Raw genomic sequence first — 17,656 nt, 5'->3', positions numbered from 1 at the left:
GTACCCATGACCACCGCACACGAACACCCCGCACCCACCGCCCACCCGGCCGACCGCGCCGCCGAGCACCCGCAGCGCCTCTCCGTCTCCGAGCTGCTTCCCGATGTCTACAAGGCGATGGTCCGTCTCGACATCGCCGCCGGGAAGGGCCTGGACCCCGTCCTGGTCGAACTGGTGAAGATCCGCGCCTCGCAGCTCAACAAGTGCGCGTTCTGCCTGGACATGCACACCAAGGACGCACTCGCGGCGGGCGAGTCCGTCGAGCGGATCGTCCAGCTGAGCGCCTGGGAGGAGTCGCGGCACTTCTACACCGAGAAGGAGCTGGCGGCGCTCGCGCTGACCGAGGCGGTCACCGTCCTCACCGACGGTTTCGTCCCGGACGAGGTGTACGCGGAGGCGGCCGAACACTTCGCGGAGACCGAACTGGCCCAACTGGTCGCGGCCATCACGGTGATCAACGCCTGGAACCGCTTCGGCGTGACCGGCCGGCTGACACCGGGGCACTACACACCGGGCGACTTCAAGCACTGATCGCCCGCCGCCGGAACGGGCCGCGTCAGAACGGGCTGTCGTACGGGTCGAAGTGCGTCACGGCGGTGGAGAGGATCTCCTCGTGGCGCGGCCACTGCTCGTCGGGCGCGGCCACCAGCACCGCGTAGAGGCGGCCGTCCGACGCGGTGAAGACCCGTTCCACGACCCGGCGCCGGCTGCCGGTCTCCTCGCTGTCGTACGCGTACACCAGCTCGGCGGCCTCGCCCCCGAGCGGGTGGTCGACGGCGCCGATGCGGACCTCCTCGAAGCCGGCGCTCACGGAGCGATCCTCCGAGGCCGCGCGCACCGCCTCCAGCGCGGTCATGCCGGGCTCGGACACCCGGAAGACCTGGAGCAGTTCGCCGGAGCCGAAGGGCGCGTAGAACACCCCGCCGGTCCTCTCCGTACGTTCGCTCCACTCCTCGGGCACCGCGATCCGGAAGCCCTCCTCGTCGTCCTGGAGGACGTATCCGGGCGGCGGCTCGCCAGGGTCCGGGGACTCGGTGCCGGTGGCGTCGGAGGTCTCGGACGCGGTGTCCCCGGTGCCGTCGGCTAGGCCGGTGTCCGGGTCGGTGACCTCGTCGGCCGGGGCGCTCGCCGTACGGTTCCGGGCGTCGTCCCGGCCGTCGTCACCGCCGCCACCAGCACCGGCCGTGAACCAGAGCGCCGCCGCACCGGCCGCGAGCACGGCCACGGCGAGCCCGGCGGTCAGCGGGGTGATCCGCTCCCGCACCGTCCGGGAAGCGGTCGCCGGCCGGTGGGGGTCGGTGATGTTCCGGTGGGTGCCGGTGATGTTGTTGTACGGGCCCGGCGGCGCGCCGGGGTCCGCCGACGGCATGGGCGGCACCACCGGGGCGGCGGAGGGCGGCGGAGGCGGTGGCGGGGTGTAGGCGCGCCGCGGCTCGGTCTCCCAGCTCTGGGTCTCGTGGCCAAAGCGGGCTCGGGACCGCCCGGGGAGTCGATTGTCTGCCATATCGATCCGGGGAGGCGGGGCGGTGGACCGGGCGGGGAAGCCGAGCGCCCCCGGTGGCCTGAGCAGGCTGCCGGGGGCGCTCGGTGCGCTCGGTGCGGGTGCGGGTACGGACCCTGGATCAGATCAGGCCGAGCTCGCGGACCGCGTCGCGCTCCTCGGTGAGCTCCTGGACGGAGGCGTCGATGCGCTTGCGGGAGAACTCGTTGATGTCCAGGCCCTGGACGATCTCGTACGTCCCGTCCTTCGTGGTGACCGGGAAGGAGGAGATGATGCCCTCGGGGACGCCGTAGGAGCCGTCCGACGGGATGCCCATCGAGGTCCAGTCGCCGGCGGCGGTGCCGTTGACCCAGGTGTGGACGTGGTCGATGGCGGCGTTGGCGGCCGAGGCCGCGGAGGACGCGCCACGGGCCTCGATGATCGCGGCGCCGCGCTTGGCGACGGTCGGGATGAAGGTGTCGGCGAGCCACACCTCGTCGTTGACGGTCTCGGCGGCGTTCTTGCCGGCGATCTCCGCGTGGAAGATGTCCGGGTACTGGGTGGCCGAGTGGTTGCCCCAGATCGTCAGCTTCTTGATGTCGGAGACGGCGGCACCGGTCTTGGCGGCCAGCTGCGAGATCGCGCGGTTGTGGTCCAGGCGGGTCATCGCGGTGAAGCGCTCGGCCGGTACGTCCGGGGCGGCGGCCTGCGCGATGAGCGCGTTGGTGTTGGCCGGGTTGCCGACGACGAGGACCTTGATGTCGTCCGCGGCGTGGTCGTTGATGGCCTTGCCCTGCGGCTTGAAGATGCCGCCGTTGGCGGCGAGCAGGTCACCGCGCTCCATGCCCTTGGTACGCGGGCGGGCGCCGACGAGCAGGGCCACGTTCGCACCGGCGAAGCCGACGTTCGGGTCGTCGGTGATCTCGATGCCCCGCAGCAGCGGGAAGGCGCAGTCGTCGAGCTCCATCGCGGTGCCCTCGGCGGCCTTGAGGCCCTGCGGGATCTCCAGGAGGCGCAGGTTGACCGGCACGTCCGGGCCGAGCAGGTGGCCGGAGGCGATGCGGAAGAGCAGCGCGTAGCCGATCTGGCCGGCAGCGCCGGTCACGGTGACATTCACGGGAGTGCGGGTCATGGCGGTCTCCGTTAGACAGCTGGCGGTGGGGGTCCCGGCCCCTGGTGCCGGACCCTGGTGCGGGAGACCCCTTCGCGCCCGACGCGTCGTCCGACGAATCTTGACGTGAAGAGATTTCCGGCGGCCAGGCTATCGGACCCGGCAGGTCCGGACCGCCCGGCCCCCTGTGGCACCGCACACAACCCGTCACTCACCGCAGGCGGGCCACCTCTTGTCACGTGTGGCTACGCGGTGTCATTACGTGTGGCTACGTGGTGCAGCCCTTCGTGCCGGAGGTGAGCGTCGCGCAGGCCTTCGCGTCGGCCGCCGTCCTCACCGCGACCATCGGCGTGTACGCCTCGGTGACCGCGACCTCGCCGTTCTGCCCGTCCGCCGCCGCGCTCCCGGTGATCGTCACGGTGTCGCCCGGACCCGCCTCGGTGAGCCGGGCCCAGGCGGCTGAGCAGACCTCGCTGTACCGGACCTCGACCCGGGAGTCGCCGATCCCGGTGGTGGTGACCGTACGGGCGTACTCGCCGCCGCAGCCCATCTCGTCGGGGTTCTGCCCGGTGCAGTCGTCGCCCTGGCACTCGACACCGGCCGGCAGTGCGGGCGCGGGCTCCTCGGTCGCGGGATCGGGGGCCTGGCTCGTGGGGGCGGCCGTCGGGGCCTGGCTCGTGGGGGCCGGCGGTGCGGCCTCGGCGGGCTCGTCGCCGCTGGGCGCGAGCATCAGCGCACCGACGACGACGATGACCGCTCCGGCCGCACCGACGGCGAGCCTGATCGCCTTGCTGCGGCCGGTGGTGGATACGCCGCCGCCGCGCGGGCCGTCCGCCGGCCGTCCGGCCTGGCGCTGCTGCGGGACCGGAGGAACGGTTCCGCGCTGGGTGGGGACGGAGGGGGCGCGCCCGTCGGTGCGTTGGAGGTCGGAGTCGTACGCGTCAAAGCCGTACGGATCAGGGCCGTACGCATCGGAGCCGTATGCGTCAGGGTTGTTCCCATTAGGGCCGTACGCGTCAGGGCCGTACGCGTCGGGGCCGTGGCCGTCCGGGCGGTCGGTGTCCGGGCGTCCGGTGGCCAGGCCGTGGGCGCCGGCCGTTCCGGTCGCGGTGGCGCCGCGGCCGGCGGAAGCGGAACCGGCCGCCCTGTGCCGGCCGTCGGCGGACCGGCCGGCTCCGTTGCTGCTGCCGTCCGCCGCGTCGCTCGCGCCGAGCGCCTCACGCGCCTGGCTGATGCGGAGGGTCTCGATCGTCATGTCGTGGCGCATCTCGGCCCGGTTCCAGGCGCGTTCGGCCAGCTCCCACGTGGTCGTGAGGTGGTGCTGCGGAGTGCCCGTCACCTCGGCGAGGGCCACGACGGCACGGCGCGGAGGGATGAGCAGGCCGTTCAGGTACCGCTCCCAGGACGTCTCGCTGAACCCCGTGCGGTCGGCCACCGTGTTGGTGTCCAGCCCGCTGCGGTCCACGATCCCGCGTAGCCGGCTCGCGAACTCCCTGATCTGCGGGTCGAGTTCCTCGGGCAGTGTCCTCCAACGAGGCATCGCGCCTCCCCCTCTGTTCTCCCCGGTGCATGCCCCGGACGTGCTTCCTGTGCCCCCGCCGCGGCCGGTACCGCCGGCCGGTGCGTCCCCCGGACCGGTCCGCTCCTCGTCCGTAGCGCCGTGTCAGTCTGCCATCGTTGCGCGACGATCACACCGTGCCGGAATGGTCACTTCCGTGCCACAGGCCCCGGGCGCACCTTGTAGCAGGCCTTCCATGTCCATGACGCTGGAGCGGGGACGGGGCGAGGCCGCTCCTTCCGCCGTGAGCCGGGGCCGCCCCCGGACCGGGCTGTCCGTCCCTCCTCGGGGGTGGGGACGGGCGCACCGGGCGGGCACCTCCTGACGGGTGCCCGCCCGGGCCCACGCGGCAGGCGGCAGTTTGACGGCAGGCCCTAGCGGATCGTGAAGCGGACCGCGTCCTCCAGGATCGGCACGTCCAGCCACGGTTTCGGCTGCGCGACCAGCGCGAGCAGCACGATCAGGGTGCCCATCAGCCCGTACGTCACCAGGTCGGTGAAGCGGGAACGCACCGCGAGCATGCCGACCGACGGCACCACCCAGCGCAGCACCGCTCCGGCGATCAGGGCCACGCCGATCAGGATGGTGCCGATGCGGAACGCCTCGGCGAACGGGTCCAGCGCCACGACCAGCAGCCCGACGCCCGCCGCGCCGAGCACGGTGAGCAGCGGCCACTGGCGGGCCGGCGCGGGCGCGTCACGCGGAGCGGCCCGGCCGCCGCCCTCGGGACGGGCGGTGTCGCGCGTGAAGAGCGGGAACCGCCGGGTCCTGCGGGGAGCAGGCGGCTCGCCACCCGGGTCGGCGGCGGTGGAGCCGCTGTCCGGGTCGGCGGCGGTGGAGCCGCTGTCCGGGTCGGCGCGATCGGGCGCGGTGGAGCCGCCGCCCTGTTCCGTCGAACCGCCGTCCGACTCCTCCCGTACGGACTCCTGCCGCACGGACTCCTCCTGTACGGACCGCTCCCGTACGGACTCCTCCCGTACGGACTCCGCGGCGCCGCCCGCCGGGGCCGGGTCGGCCGGACTCGTACCAGCACCCATGGGGTTCCCTCCGGATCCGGCCGTCAGCCCGCGGCAGCCGCGTCGGCGGCCTCGGCCGCGGTCCGCTCGGCCGCCTCGACCACGTTGACCAGGAGCTGGGCGCGGGTCATCGGGCCGACACCGCCGGGGTTCGGGGCGACCCAGGCCGCCACCTCGCGGACGCCCGGGTGCACATCGCCGACGATCTTGCCGTTCTCGTCCCGGCTGACGCCGACGTCGAGCACGGCCGCGCCCGGCTTGACGTCCTCGGGCTTGATCAGGTGCTGCACGCCCGCAGCGGCGACGATGATGTCGGCCTGGCGCAGGTGCGAGGAGAGGTCCCGGGTGCCGGTGTGGCACTGGGTCACCGTGGCGTTCTCCGACTTACGGGTCAGCAGCAGCGGGATCGAGCGGCCGATGGTGACACCGCGTCCGACGACCACGACGTGCGCGCCGTTGATCTCCACGCCGTGCGCGCGCAGCAGCTGGACGACGCCCTGCGGGGTGCACGGCAGCGGGCCCGTCTCGTTGAGGACGAGGCGGCCGAGGCTCATCGGGTGCAGCCCGTCGGCGTCCTTCTCCGGGTCCATCAGCTCCAGGACCCGGTTGGTGTCGATGCCCTTGGGCAGCGGCAGCTGGACGATGTACCCCGTGCACTCCGGGTCGGCGTTCAGCTCCCGTACGACGTCCTCGATCTCCTCCTGGGTGGCGGTGTCGGGGAGTTCGCGCTGGATCGAGCCGATGCCGACCTCCGCGCAGTCGCGGTGCTTGCCGTTCACGTACCAGCGGCTGCCCGGGTCGTCCCCGACGAGCAGGGTTCCGAGGCCGGGAGAGATCCCCTGCGCCTTGAGGGCCGCCACACGGACGGTCAGATCGGACTTGATCGCGGCAGCGGTGGCCTTGCCATCGAGAATCTGGGCAGTCATGGCCCCATCCTCGCGGATGACCCCGCCCGCATACCAATTGCCTGTGCCTCACCTGTGGCCGAGATTGCACTTGCACAACGTCCTGCGCCCTGGACTGGACAAACGCGGGTCGCGCTTATAACGATGAAGGCCGCGGTTGTACGGGGGGCGGGCCGCTGAACGTCGTCCTTCCTCCGTGTGGCCATCCGTCCCCACACGTCTGTTGAAGGAACACCCCTTATGAGCTTCGGCGACCCCAACAACCCGTACGGGCAGCAGCCCGGCCAGCCTCCGCAGGGCCCGCCGCAGGGGCAGCCGGGCTACGGCTACCCGCAGCAGGCTCCGCAGGGCGTTCCGCAGCAGGGCTACGGCTACCCGCAGCAGCAGCCGGGATATCCGCAGCAGCCCGGCCAGCCCTACGGTGGCGGCTACCCGCAGGGCCAGCCCGGCTACGGCGGCGGGATGCCGGAGCTGGCGCACTGGGGCCTGCGGGCGGGCGGGCTGATCATCGACGGCCTCATCATCGGCGCCCCGTACGTCCTCCTCGTCGGCATCGGCGGCGCCATGGGGGACGCGGCGGGCGGCGCCATCGCCCTGATCGGCGTGCTCGTGATGATCGGCCTCGCCCTCTGGCAGCTGTACCAGGAGGGCACCACCGGGCAGACGATCGGCAAGAAGGCCGTCGGCATCCGGCTGCTGCGCGAGGCCGACGGCCGTCCGGTGGGCTTCGGCATGGCCTTCGTGCGCCGCCTGGCCCACTTCCTGGACAGCATCGCCTGCTACATCGGGTGGCTGTGGCCGCTCTGGGACGAGAAGAAGCAGACGTTCGCGGACAAGGTCTGCTCGTCGGTGGTCATCCGCTCGAAGTGACCCCGGCCCGCATCCGGTTCGAAGGCCGCACCCGTACGGAACGGGTGCGGCCTTCGCGCGTACGAGGCCGGGTCAGCGCACGATCCCCGCGCGGACCGCACGATCCCCGCGCGGGCCGGGCTCAGCCCTTCCGTACGCCCGGGATCTCCGCCGGCTCCGGCGTCGTCCGCTCCATCACCACGAAGGTGCCGCCCCGGTGCTTGAGCCGGTAGCGCGCCTCCGGGTGGAGCTGCTCGGCGTACGCCACCGGGTCCTGGATCGGGCGTGACCAGCCGAAGTCCAGGTTGATGGCGACGATGTCGGGCGCGGTGCCCGGGGCGCCGCCGATCCAGTAGACGGTCCGGTCCGAGGTGAGGTGGGCCATGAGCGTGATGTCGGTCTCGACCCGCGCGCCGGCCGGGATGGCCTTCAGCGCCTCCCGGGCAGCTTCCGTACGGGCGTCGGTGCGGTAGGAGTCCGGGCGCAGCAGGTCGCGCAGCGGCAGGTGCTGGGTCATCGCCACGGCGATCGCGACGGAGACCGGGACGACGACCTTCGCGTACGAGGAGAGCCAGGGCCGCTCCGACGCGCGGCTGCGGCGGACGCCGTCGGCCATGGCCAGGAAGAGGACCGGCATCAGGATCGCGCTGTAGTGCCAGACCATGCCCCAGTGGTTGCTGTCCTGGGAGAGCAGCCGCCAGCCGAGCGTCGGGATGATCAGCAGCGTCAGCGGCGAGCGCAGCGCCATGAACGCGGTGATGCCGATCAGGAAGACCAGCATCTCGATCTTGGTGGAGGAGTTCAGGACGCCGAGGACGGAGTCCAGCATCGAGACGTCCTGCTCGCCGTTCTTGTCGATCTTCTGCCAGTAGTCGTACGTCCCGGCGCTGGAGGCCGCCGGGATGAGGACCATGAGCGTGACCACGAAGGCGGCCACGCCGAACGCGGCGAGCAGCGCGCCCTGGAGGCGGCGCCCGTACACGAAGAGCAGGAAGCCGACGACGGCGACGGTCGCGCCGAGGTCCTCCTTGACCAGGACCAGCGGCAGCGACCAGAGCAGCGCGGCGGTGTATCGCTTCAGGAGCAGCGCACGGCAGACGAGGGCGAGGAGCGGGACGGCGAAGGCGATCTCGTGGAAGTCGGACTTCACCGCCTCCTGGATGCCCCAGGAGAGTCCGTACGCGACGGTGACGCAGAGCCCGGAGCGGCCGCCGAGCAGCTGCTGCGTGGTGCGGCCGACGATGACCGCGCCGAGCGCGAAGAACGCGGCCTGGGCGAAGAGCAGGGACTCGGCGGAGGGCCAGAGCCAGTAGAGCGGGGCCAGCAGCGCGACGATCGGGGAGAAGTGGTCGCCGAGGATCAGATAGCCGGGGCCCTTGATGTCGACGATCGGCGCGCGGAGGTCCGCGTACGCCCGGACCTCCTGCTCGAAGATCCCGAGGTCCCAGGAGGGCGAGCCGAAGCGGGCGTACTGGAGGTAGGAGTAGAGGAAGTAGAGCCCGCACAGGACGGCGCCGACGATCAGATACGGCCGCAGCGGTACGCGTTCGGCGGTGGCGTTCTCCGGGCCGGGTGAACCGTCCGCCGGGCGGCCGTCCGGCCCGGTGCCCTGGGTGGGCAGCCGGCCCGGTTCCGACCGGTCCGGTGCACTCTTGTTCAGCTCAAGCACGGTGACTGCCCCCGCTAGGGATTCCTGCCGGTCTTCGGATACGGCCGCTGCTCATCGGATACGGCCGTTCATTAGAACAGAGCGGCGAGGAGATTCCGTACGCCGGACACGGGCGGTCATGACGGAGGCCGCGTCCCGGTGCACCGGAACGCGGCCTCGTGTCCTGCTCGCTATCAGTGGAAGAAGTGGCGCGTCCCGGTGAAGTACATCGTGACGCCGGCCTTCTCCGCGGCCTCGACCACCAGCTCGTCGCGGACCGAGCCGCCGGGCTGGGCGACCGCCTTGATACCTGCGGCGGTGAGGATCTCCAGCCCGTCGGGGAACGGGAAGAAGGCGTCGGACGCGGCGTACGCGCCGGCCGCCCGCTCCTCGCCCGCCCGCTCGACGGCGAGCTTCGCGGAGTCGACCCGGTTGACCTGGCCCATGCCGACGCCGACCGAGGCGCCGTCCTTGGCGAGCAGGATCGCGTTGGACTTGACCGCGCGGCACGCCTTCCAGGCGAAGGCCAGCTCCTTCAGCTCGGCCTCGGAGAGCGCGTCGCCGGTGGCGAGCGTCCAGTTGGCCGGGTCGTCGCCGTCGGCCTGGAGGCGGTCGGTGACCTGGAGGAGCGCGCCGCCGTCGATCGGCTTGACCTCGGTCGTGGCGGCCGGGGCCTCGGGGGCGCGGAGCACGCGGATGTTCTTCTTGCGGGCCAGCACCTCGACGGCGCCGTCCTCGTAGGCCGGGGCGACGATGACCTCGGTGAAGATCTCCGCGACCTGCTCGGCCAGCTCGACCGTCACCGGGCGGTTGACCGCGATGACCCCGCCGAACGCCGAGAGCGGGTCGCAGGCGTGCGCCTTGCGGTGCGCCTCGGCGACGTCGTCACCGATCGCGATGCCGCACGGGTTGGCGTGCTTGATGATCGCGACGCACGGCTCGGCGTGGTCGTACGCGGCCCGGCGCGCGGCGTCGGTGTCCGTGTAGTTGTTGTACGACATCTCCTTGCCGTGCAGCTGCTCCGCCTCGGCCAGACCGCCGGTACCGGAGGTGTAGAGGGCGGCGGGCTGGTGCGGGTTCTCGCCGTAGCGCAGGACGCTCTTACGGGTGAGGGCGTCGCCCAGGAACTCGGGGAGGCCCGAGTCGTCGGCGGGCGCGTAGCCGTCGACGAACCAGGAGGCCACGGCCACGTCGTACGCGGCGGTGTGCTGGAACGCCTCGGCGGCCAGCCGCTTGCGGGCGGTGAGGTCGAAGCCGCCGGCCTTGACGGCCGCGAGGACGTCCGCGTACCGCTCCGGGCTGGTAACCACGGCCACGGACGGGTGGTTCTTGGCGGCGGCGCGGACCATGGAGGGGCCGCCGATGTCGATCTGCTCGACGCACTCGTCGTCGGAGGCGCCGGACGCGACGGTCTCCTTGAACGGGTAGAGGTTCACGACCACCAGGTCGAACGGCTCCACGCCCAGCTCGGCGAGCTGCTCGCGGTGGGCGTCCAGGCGCAGGTCGGCGAGGATCCCGGCGTGGACGCGCGGGTGGAGCGTCTTGACGCGGCCGTCCAGGCACTCGGGGAAGCCGGTGAGCTCCTCGACCTTGGTGACCGGCACTCCGGCGGCGGCGATCTTCCCGGCGGTGGAGCCGGTGGAGACGAGTTCGACGCCCGCCTCGTGGAGACCGCGGGCGAGGTCTTCGAGCCCCGTCTTGTCGTAGACACTGACCAGGGCGCGGCGGATGGGCTTATTCACCGACATGACCGAGATGAACCTTTCGTCCCTCAATGCGATGGCCGTCACGGGCGATCCGCCCCACGGCCTCGACGAGCAGCGAGCGCTCGACTTCCTTGATGCGTTCGTGGAGGGCGGCTTCGCCCTCCGGGGTGTCCTCCTCGGTCACCTCGACCACGCCCTGCGCGATGATCGGACCGGTGTCGACACCGTCGTCGACGAAGTGGACGGTGCAGCCCGTGACCTTGACGCCGTACGCGAGTGCGTCACGCACTCCGTGGGCGCCGGGGAAGCTGGGCAGCAGGGCGGGGTGGGTGTTGACGGTCCTTCCGCCGAAGGCGGCGAGGAACGCGGGGCCCACGATCTTCATGAAACCGGCGGAGACGACGAGGTCCGGGCGGTGCTCGGCGACGGCGGCGGTCAGCGCCTCGTCCCACTCCGCACGCGTCGCGTGGTCCTTGAGCCTGCACACGAACGTGGGGATTCCGGCCTTCTCGGCCCGCTCCACGCCACCGGTCCCGTCGCGGTCGGCGCCGACGGCGACGATCCGCGCCCCGTACGCCGCCGGGTCCTCGCCGATGGCGTCGAGCAGGGCCTGGAGGTTGGTGCCGGATCCGGAGACCAGCACGACCAGCCGGGCGGGAGAGGCGGAGGGAGGCGGGGAGGCCACGTCGGGGCCCTTTCTCACGTGATGACCGCGGGGTGACGCAGGTGCGGCGAACTCTTTGTAGGGTCGTACGAAAGAATCGCTTCGCCCGATACGGGGAACCCTACGAACGGGCCGACCGTCAGCAACGATACCGGCACACCCGGCGGCCCCCACGGGACGGGGGCCGGGCCGAGAGGTAGCGTCAGGGGACAGCGAGCCGTCCACCGGGCGGACGAACCGCCCTCCGGGCGGACATGACGAGATGGGGAAGACGTTCACCACATGCCGGACCGACGCCGTCGCACCGCCTTCCGCCTCCCGTCGCCCGCACGGGCCGCTCTGCTGATGCGGGAGCGCCAGTCCTCTTCGCCGGACTCCTCCTCCGCTTCAGACCCTTCCGGTTCTTCCGGTTCTTCCGGTTCTTCCGGTTCGGGTTCCTCCGGTTCCTCCGGTTCGTCGCCGGACGCGCCCGCGAAGCCCGCCGACGACAATCCGTTCGCCCCGCCGCCGCCCGGCCGGCCGGACCAGCCGTGGCAGCCGCGCCACCCCTCCGGATCGGACGGCAAGGGCGAGGACGAGGGCTCCGGCGGCCGCCCGTCCTGGGGCAGCCAGTGGAGCAACAAGCAGCCGGGCCGAGGCGGCGGCGGCTTCGGCGGCCGTTCCGGTTCCAACGGCCCGGGCGGCAAGGGCGGGTCCGACGGCGGCCCGGCCGGGATGCGCTGGGACCCGACCGACCCCGTGCAGCGGCGCGCCCGCTACGCGCTGCTCGGCGGTATCTGGTCCGTCTTCTTCGCGCTCTTCGACTTCACGGAGATCGCCCTGCTGCTGGGCGCTCTCTCCGTGTACTGGGCGATCAGCTCGCTGCGCGCCGAGCCCAGGAGCCCGTCCACGCCGGACCGTACGGCGGTGGGCGCGGCCACGGGCGCCGGAGCTCCGGCCGTGGGCGACGGAGGTGCCGCACCGGCGGCCGTCTCGGGCCGGACCGGTGAGCGTCGGCCTCAGACCACGGCGGCCATCAGCGGTCTGGTGACCGCGCTGCTGGCCCTGATCATCGTGATCACGACGTACACCGTGCAGCTGGTCTACCGCGACTACTACACGTGCGTGAACGACGCGCTGACCAAGACCGGCGCGGTGGCCTGCAACGACCGGCTGCCGAAGCCGCTGGAACCGCTCTTCGGCGTCAAGGAGTAGCGCCGCCCCGGCCGTCGGCGGACTTCTCGCCGGCGGGGGCCGCGTCCGTGTCGGTGTCCGTGGGCTTCGCGGGCGTCTCACCGGAGCGCAGGGCGGCCGGGACGCGTGCGGGGAAGTCGGCCATCAGGCCGCCGGAGCCCTGCTTGAGGGAGGCCCACCGGGCCTCCCTCGCCTCTTTCTCGTGCCAGGGGTCGGTCGGCAGGAAGTCGTACGGTTCAAAGCCCGCGTCGTCGTCCGTGTCCTCGTTCTCCGGCGCGGGCTCAGGTTCGGCCGCCTTCTTCCCGGGCTTCTTCTCGCCGGACTCCTTCTTCCCGGCCGCCTTCTTCTCTCCGGTCGCTTCCTTCTCTCCGCCGGCGGCCGCTTCCGGTACGGCCGCGTCCCGGCGCCAGGCCCAGCCCGGTTCGCGCAGCCGCCACAGCCGCAGGAGCAGGGCCGCCGGTACGCCGAGGGCGGCCGTCCACACCAGCGCCGCCGGGCCCGCCAGCCACCACACCGGCCCGAACGCGGCGAGCGCCCCTGACCCGAGCGGGCCGCCCGCCACCGCCATGAGCAGCGCCGTGACGGCTCCGCACCCGAGCGCCGCGAGCCCCGTGACCAGCACCGTCTCGCGCGGGGCCCAGGCCTGCGCGAGCGGCGCTTCGGCGGGAGCCGCCCGGCGTACGACGCACCAGGCGACGGCGAGCGCGGCCACGGCCGGTACGGCGAGGGCCGCCCAGTTCAGCCAGGTGGCCGGGGACTGCTCCGGTACCGCCGCCAGCAGCGGGAAGTGCGGTACGGCCGGCGTCCCGGCGAGGCCCAGCGGGGTGGCCGTGGCGCCCGTACCGAGCGCGAAACCGGGGCCGAGCCCGTACGCCGCTCCCCACAGCGCCGCGTTCGGCACCAGCGACACGGCGAGCAGCAGCACCGCCAGCCGGCCCGGCCAGTCACCGGAGAGCGCCAGGAAGGAGTCCTGCGCCGCCGCCGCGTCCCGCCCCAGCGCCACCGACACCAGCAGCGCGCCCCCGCCGACCAGCGCCGCGACGCCGACCGCCGCCGCCCGGCACGCGGCCTCGGCCCGGTCGCGGAAGAGGGTCCGCGCGACGACCTCCTGGAGCACCAGCGGGAACCAGGACGGCAGCGGCCCGAACGGACGGCCCGCCGCCGTCCACACCCCGGCCGCCGCCGCACCGGCCACCACCAGTGCCACCGGGAACGCCAGCGTGTCCGGCACGACCCGCAGCGACCCGCCGCGCGCATAGGCCGCCGCCCCGGCCACGACCAGCAGGTATCCGGCGGTCACCGCACAGAACGCGCCCGCCTGCGAGGGCCTGGCCCGTCCCTCCTCCTCCGGCTCCGCCGCGTCGCGCGCCGCCCGGTGCGCCAGCCAGACGGGACCCGCCACGAGGAGCAGCGGAACCACACCGACCGGTGCCGGTACGCCGCTGAGGGTGTCGGGCCGGACGAGTTCGGCGCCGTGCGCGAGCAGCCAGACGGCGGCTGCCACCCGCAGCGCTCCGCCGGGTCCGCTGTCCGGGTGCGGAGAGCTGATCCACACCACCGTCACCAGCACGGCCAGGGAACCGAGACCCAGACCGGCGGCGGCCACGCCCCGCAGAAAGGCGGAGGCCAGGGCGAGGGTCCTGGTCCGTTCGGGCGGCAACATCGGGCTGCGTTCGGTCATTTGGGTCACGCCGCCCATGCTCCCAACGACACGCGCTTATCCCGCGTAACGCGCGAACAGCCGCCGTGTCGCTCAATATACGTTTATGTACTTTTTCTACCGGTGCAGCGCTGCCGGGGGTCGTCGATGACCCGGAGCACCACCGACGAGCCCGCCGCCCACCCGCTGCCCTCCCCCAAGGAGCGGCGCAGACTGCGCGAGGCGAAGTCGCTGACCGAGCAGCAGGTGGCGGAGGCCGTGGGCGTCACGCGCGCCACCGTGCGCTCCTGGGAGACGGGCCGCACGAGCCCGCGCGGCCGCAAGCGCGCGCTGTACGCGAAACTCATCGCGCCGGACCCGAAGCCGAGGCCGAAGCGGAAGCCGAAGTCGCCTCCCGCGCCCCTGCCGGTGAGAGGGCCCGAGCCCGCGTCCGTGATCGCGGCCGAGCACGCGTCCGTGAGCACGCCTGGGCCCGCTTCCGTGAGCACGGATGGGCCTGCGTCCGTGCTCACGGATGGGCCTGTGTCCGTGAGCGCGCCCGGGCCGACCTCCGTGAACGCGCCCGGGCCGACTCCCCCGAGCACGCCCGGGCCCACGAGCGCGTCAACGGCCCCGGACGCCTCGTCACCTCCCGTACCGGCGACTCCTCCTCCACCCCCCGAACCGCCGCCCGCCACACCCCGGCTCTCCCCCGACGAGGCGTTCGACGCGCTGTACGCGCACGCCGCGCCCGGCCTCGTACGGCAGACCTACCTCCTGACCGGGCGGCGCAGCCTGGCGCGGGAGTCCGTCGAGCGGGCCTTCCAACTGGCCTGGCACCGCTGGCCCGAGGTGGCCGTGGACCGGGATCCGGTCGGCTGGGTGCGGGCGGCGGCGTACGAGTACGCGATGTCGCCCTGGCACCGGCTCCGCCGCGTCCACCGGCACCCCGACGAACCGCCCACCGAACCGGCCCGGCGGGCCCTGTTCGAAGCGCTGCTCGACCTGCCTCCGGCCTACCGGCGCACCCTGCTCCTCTACGACGGGGTCGGCCTGGACCTGCCGGAGACCGCGGCCGAGACGGAGGCGTCCACTCCGGCGGCGGCCGGGCGGCTGGAGGTGGCCCGGGCCGCCGTCGCCGAGCGGCTCCCCGAACTGGCGGCCGCCGCCTCGCCCGCCGAACAGTCCGAGCTGCTCCACGACCGGCTCGGCGGCCTCGCCCGCGCCGAGCACGTTCCGACCCCCTCGCCCGCGCGCGCCGTCCGCACCGGCGGCGAGAACAAGGCGCGGCTCTGGACGCGGGCCGCGATCGCCTTCGCCGCCCTGCTCATCGGCGCGACCGCGCTGACCCTGCACACCGCGCCCACGCACTACGAGCAGCCGATCGCACCGCCCGAACGGGTCGGCGGCGTACCGCCGCGCGGTGGTCCGCAGAAGCTGACCCCGCAGGACCTGAAGCTGCAGAAGTCGCTGAAGGAGGAGCTGGCACACGGCCCGGAACGGCTGGTGCCGCGTATTCCCTGACCTGCGGGAACGGCGAACGGCGCGGGCCCGCACCCCTGGTTCGGGGGTGCGGGCCCGCGCCGTTCACGCGTGGTGCGGCTGCCTGGCTCAGGCGCCGAGGATCTCGCGCGCCAGCTTGGCGGTCTCGGTCGGCGTCTTGCCGACCTTCACGCCGGCGGCCTCGAGGGCCTCCTTCTTCGCCTGCGCGGTGCCGGAGGAGCCGGAGACGATGGCGCCCGCGTGGCCCATGGTCTTGCCCTCGGGGGCGGTGAAGCCCGCGACGTAACCGACGACCGGCTTGGTGACGTTCTTCGCGATGAAGTCGGCGGCACGCTCCTCGGCGTCGCCGCCGATCTCGCCGATCATCACGATGAGGTCGGTCTCCGGGTCCGCCTCGAACGCCGCGAGGGCGTCGATGTGCGTCGTACCGATGACCGGGTCGCCACCGATGCCGACGGCGGAGGAGAAGCCGATGTCACGGAGCTCGTACATCATCTGGTAGGTCAGCGTGCCGGACTTGGACACGAGACCGATGCGGCCGGGCTTGGTGATGTCGCCCGGGATGATGCCGGCGTTGGACTGGCCGGGGGTGATGAGACCCGGGCAGTTCGGACCGATGATCCGGGTCTTGTTGCCCTTCTCGTTCGCGTACGCCCAGAAGGCGGCGGAGTCGTGAACGGCGATGCCCTCGGTGATGACGACCGCGAGCGGGATCTCGGCGTCGATCGCCTCGACGACGGCGGCCTTGGAGAACGCCGGCGGGACGAAGAGGACGGACACGTTCGCGCCGGTCTTCTCCATCGCCTCGGCGACGGAGCCGAAGACCGGGACCTCGGTGCCGTCGAAGTCGACGGAGGTGCCGGCCTTGCGCGGGTTCACGCCGCCCACGATGTTGGTGCCGTCGGCCAGCATGAGCTTGGTGTGCTTCATGCCCGTGGCGCCGGTCATCCCCTGGACGATGACCTTGCTGTCCTTGGTGAGGAAGATAGCCATGGTGTGGAGTCCCTCGTCCTTACTTCGCAGCCGCGGCGAGCTCGGCGGCCTTGTCGGCCGCGCCGTCCATGGTGTCCACGCGCTGCACGAGCGGGTGGTTGGCGTCGGAGAGGATCTTGCGACCCAGCTCCGCGTTGTTGCCGTCGAGACGCACGACCAGCGGCTTCTCGACCTTCTCGCCCTTGGACTCGAGCAGCGCGAGCGCCTGCACGATGCCGTTGGCGACCTCGTCGCAGGCGGTGATGCCACCGAAGACGTTGACGAAGACGGACTTGACGTCCGGGTCGCCGAGGATGATCTCCAGGCCGTTCGCCATGACCTCGGCGGAGGCGCCGCCACCGATGTCGAGGAAGTTGGCGGGCTTCACGCTGCCGTGGTTCTCACCGGCGTACGCGACGACGTCCAGGGTCGACATGACCAGACCGGCACCGTTGCCGATGATGCCGACCTCGCCGTCGAGCTTGACGTAGTTGAGGTTCTTGGCCTTGGCGGCAGCCTCGAGCGGGTTGGCTGCGGCCTTGTCCTCGAGAGCCTCGTGGTCGGGCTGGCGGAAGTCGGCGTTCTCGTCGAGCGAGACCTTGCCGTCCAGCGCCAGGATGCGGCCGTCCTTGGTCTTCACCAGCGGGTTGACCTCGACGAGGAGCGCGTCCTCGGCGACGAAGGTGTCCCACAGCGTCACCAGGACCTCGGCGACCTTCTCGGCCACCTCGGCCGGGAACTTCGCCTGGGCCACGATCTCGCGGGCCTTGACGATGTCGACGCCGGAGTTGGAGTCGACCGGGACCTTCGCGAGGGCCTCGGGGGTCTTCTCCGCGACCTCCTCGATGTCCATGCCGCCCTGCACCGAGGCCATGGCCAGGAAGGTGCGGTTGGTGCGGTCCAGGAGGTACGAGACGTAGTACTCCGCCTCGATCTCCGGCGACAGCTCGGCGATCATCACCTTGTGGACCGTGTGGCCCTTGATGTCCATGCCGAGGATGTCGGTCGCCCGGGCGACCGCCTCGTCGGCGTCGGCGGCGAGCTTGACGCCACCGGCCTTGCCGCGGCCGCCGACCTTCACCTGCGCCTTGACGACAGACTTGCCGCCCAGCTTCTCGGTCGCCTCGCGGGCTGCCTCAGGCGTGTCGATGACTTCACCGGCCAGCACCGGTACACCGTGCTTGGCGAAGAGGTCCCTCGCCTGGTACTCGAACAGGTCCACGCGCGTCCGTCCCTTTTCAGTGGTATCGCGGTTCGTTCTTCTGCGTGGGCAGTGCCGCGAAGGGCAACGTGACTGCTCTGTCACCAGGAAGGCGCACACGGTGTCCGAGTACGCGGCATGTCCATCCGGCAGGTTATCCCCGCACTCCGTGTGACCCTAAATCGCAGATCACACCTGAGCGGTGATAACAGTCACAGAGGGTGCCGGACG

15 protein-coding genes are annotated in these 17,656 nt (G+C 72.4%); 4 read left to right on the top strand and 11 right to left on the bottom strand.

Annotated elements, in window-relative coordinates:
• The first annotated feature begins 6 nt into the window (after positions 1-6).
• Positions 7-531: a carboxymuconolactone decarboxylase family protein gene (locus ACQP09_RS22320; RefSeq protein ID WP_433402227.1), complete on the top strand. Its 525-nt coding sequence runs from the start codon at positions 7-9 to the stop codon at positions 529-531.
• Positions 532-556: 25 nt separating this feature from the next.
• On the opposite strand, the gene ACQP09_RS22315 is transcribed toward ACQP09_RS22320, so the two are convergent.
• The 5 genes from ACQP09_RS22315 to ACQP09_RS22295 form a co-directional block, all read right to left on the bottom strand.
• Entirely contained in the window at positions 557-1,504 is a 948-nt protein-coding gene (locus tag ACQP09_RS22315; RefSeq protein WP_433402225.1) for a serine/arginine repetitive matrix protein 2, read from the bottom strand.
• A 118-nt stretch (positions 1,505-1,622) separates the two neighbouring features.
• Positions 1,623-2,612 carry a malate dehydrogenase gene (locus ACQP09_RS22310; protein WP_432152281.1) on the bottom strand — a complete coding sequence of 330 codons (990 nt, stop codon included), beginning with the start codon at positions 2,610-2,612 and terminating at the stop codon, positions 1,623-1,625.
• A gap of 247 nt (positions 2,613-2,859) precedes the next feature.
• On the bottom strand, positions 2,860-4,131 hold the full coding sequence (locus ACQP09_RS22305) for a DUF2690 domain-containing protein (protein ID WP_433402223.1): 1,272 nt from the start codon (positions 4,129-4,131) through the stop codon (positions 2,860-2,862).
• A gap of 392 nt (positions 4,132-4,523) precedes the next feature.
• Complete coding sequence (locus ACQP09_RS22300) at positions 4,524-5,186, bottom strand: DUF3017 domain-containing protein (protein WP_433402221.1); 663 nt, start codon at positions 5,184-5,186, stop codon at positions 4,524-4,526.
• A gap of 23 nt (positions 5,187-5,209) precedes the next feature.
• Positions 5,210-6,091 carry a bifunctional methylenetetrahydrofolate dehydrogenase/methenyltetrahydrofolate cyclohydrolase gene (locus tag ACQP09_RS22295; protein WP_432152278.1) on the bottom strand — a complete coding sequence of 294 codons (882 nt, stop codon included), beginning with the start codon at positions 6,089-6,091 and terminating at the stop codon, positions 5,210-5,212.
• 219 nt (positions 6,092-6,310) lie between these two features.
• Here ACQP09_RS22295 and ACQP09_RS22290 point away from each other — a divergent pair, with 219 nt between their 5' ends.
• A complete protein-coding gene (locus tag ACQP09_RS22290; RefSeq protein ID WP_433402219.1) occupies positions 6,311-6,940 on the top strand; it encodes an RDD family protein in 630 nt (209 codons plus the stop codon).
• A gap of 121 nt (positions 6,941-7,061) precedes the next feature.
• Here the strand turns inward: ACQP09_RS22290 and ACQP09_RS22285 are convergent, their stop codons facing one another.
• From ACQP09_RS22285 to purN, 3 genes are all read right to left on the bottom strand, one after another.
• Complete coding sequence (locus ACQP09_RS22285; RefSeq protein WP_433402217.1) at positions 7,062-8,588, bottom strand: DUF2079 domain-containing protein; 1,527 nt, start codon at positions 8,586-8,588, stop codon at positions 7,062-7,064.
• 173 nt (positions 8,589-8,761) lie between these two features.
• Complete coding sequence (gene purH, locus ACQP09_RS22280; protein ID WP_433402215.1) at positions 8,762-10,315, bottom strand: bifunctional phosphoribosylaminoimidazolecarboxamide formyltransferase/IMP cyclohydrolase; 1,554 nt, start codon at positions 10,313-10,315, stop codon at positions 8,762-8,764.
• Positions 10,302-10,958 (bottom strand): phosphoribosylglycinamide formyltransferase, encoded by a 657-nt coding sequence (purN, locus tag ACQP09_RS22275; protein ID WP_433402213.1) that lies wholly within the window; start codon positions 10,956-10,958, stop codon positions 10,302-10,304. The genes purH and purN overlap by 14 nt, the downstream gene beginning before the upstream one ends.
• A gap of 261 nt (positions 10,959-11,219) precedes the next feature.
• Between purN and ACQP09_RS22270 the strand changes: the two genes are divergently transcribed.
• Positions 11,220-12,131 carry a hypothetical protein gene (locus ACQP09_RS22270; protein WP_433402211.1) on the top strand — a complete coding sequence of 304 codons (912 nt, stop codon included), beginning with the start codon at positions 11,220-11,222 and terminating at the stop codon, positions 12,129-12,131.
• On the opposite strand, the gene ACQP09_RS22265 is transcribed toward ACQP09_RS22270, so the two are convergent.
• Positions 12,121-13,791, bottom strand: coding sequence for a cell division protein PerM (locus ACQP09_RS22265; RefSeq protein ID WP_433406708.1), 1,671 nt, complete (start codon positions 13,789-13,791; stop codon positions 12,121-12,123). The genes ACQP09_RS22270 and ACQP09_RS22265 overlap by 11 nt on opposite strands.
• 126 nt (positions 13,792-13,917) lie before the next feature.
• Here ACQP09_RS22265 and ACQP09_RS22260 point away from each other — a divergent pair, with 126 nt between their 5' ends.
• On the top strand, positions 13,918-15,273 hold the full coding sequence (locus tag ACQP09_RS22260) for a helix-turn-helix domain-containing protein (protein ID WP_433402209.1): 1,356 nt from the start codon (positions 13,918-13,920) through the stop codon (positions 15,271-15,273).
• A gap of 87 nt (positions 15,274-15,360) precedes the next feature.
• On the opposite strand, the gene sucD is transcribed toward ACQP09_RS22260, so the two are convergent.
• Positions 15,361-16,245, bottom strand: a complete 885-nt coding sequence (gene sucD / locus ACQP09_RS22255; RefSeq protein WP_018510498.1) for a succinate--CoA ligase subunit alpha — start codon at positions 16,243-16,245, stop codon at positions 15,361-15,363.
• A 19-nt stretch (positions 16,246-16,264) separates the two neighbouring features.
• Positions 16,265-17,446 (bottom strand): ADP-forming succinate--CoA ligase subunit beta, encoded by a 1,182-nt coding sequence (sucC, locus tag ACQP09_RS22250; protein WP_161266163.1) that lies wholly within the window; start codon positions 17,444-17,446, stop codon positions 16,265-16,267.
• Positions 17,447-17,656 lie beyond the last annotated feature (210 nt).

Source organism: Streptomyces sp. CA-146814, from assembly GCF_050942385.1.
Lineage (GTDB): Bacteria > Actinomycetota > Actinomycetes > Streptomycetales > Streptomycetaceae > Streptomyces.
This window is presented reverse-complemented; position numbering and strand designations above follow the sequence as displayed.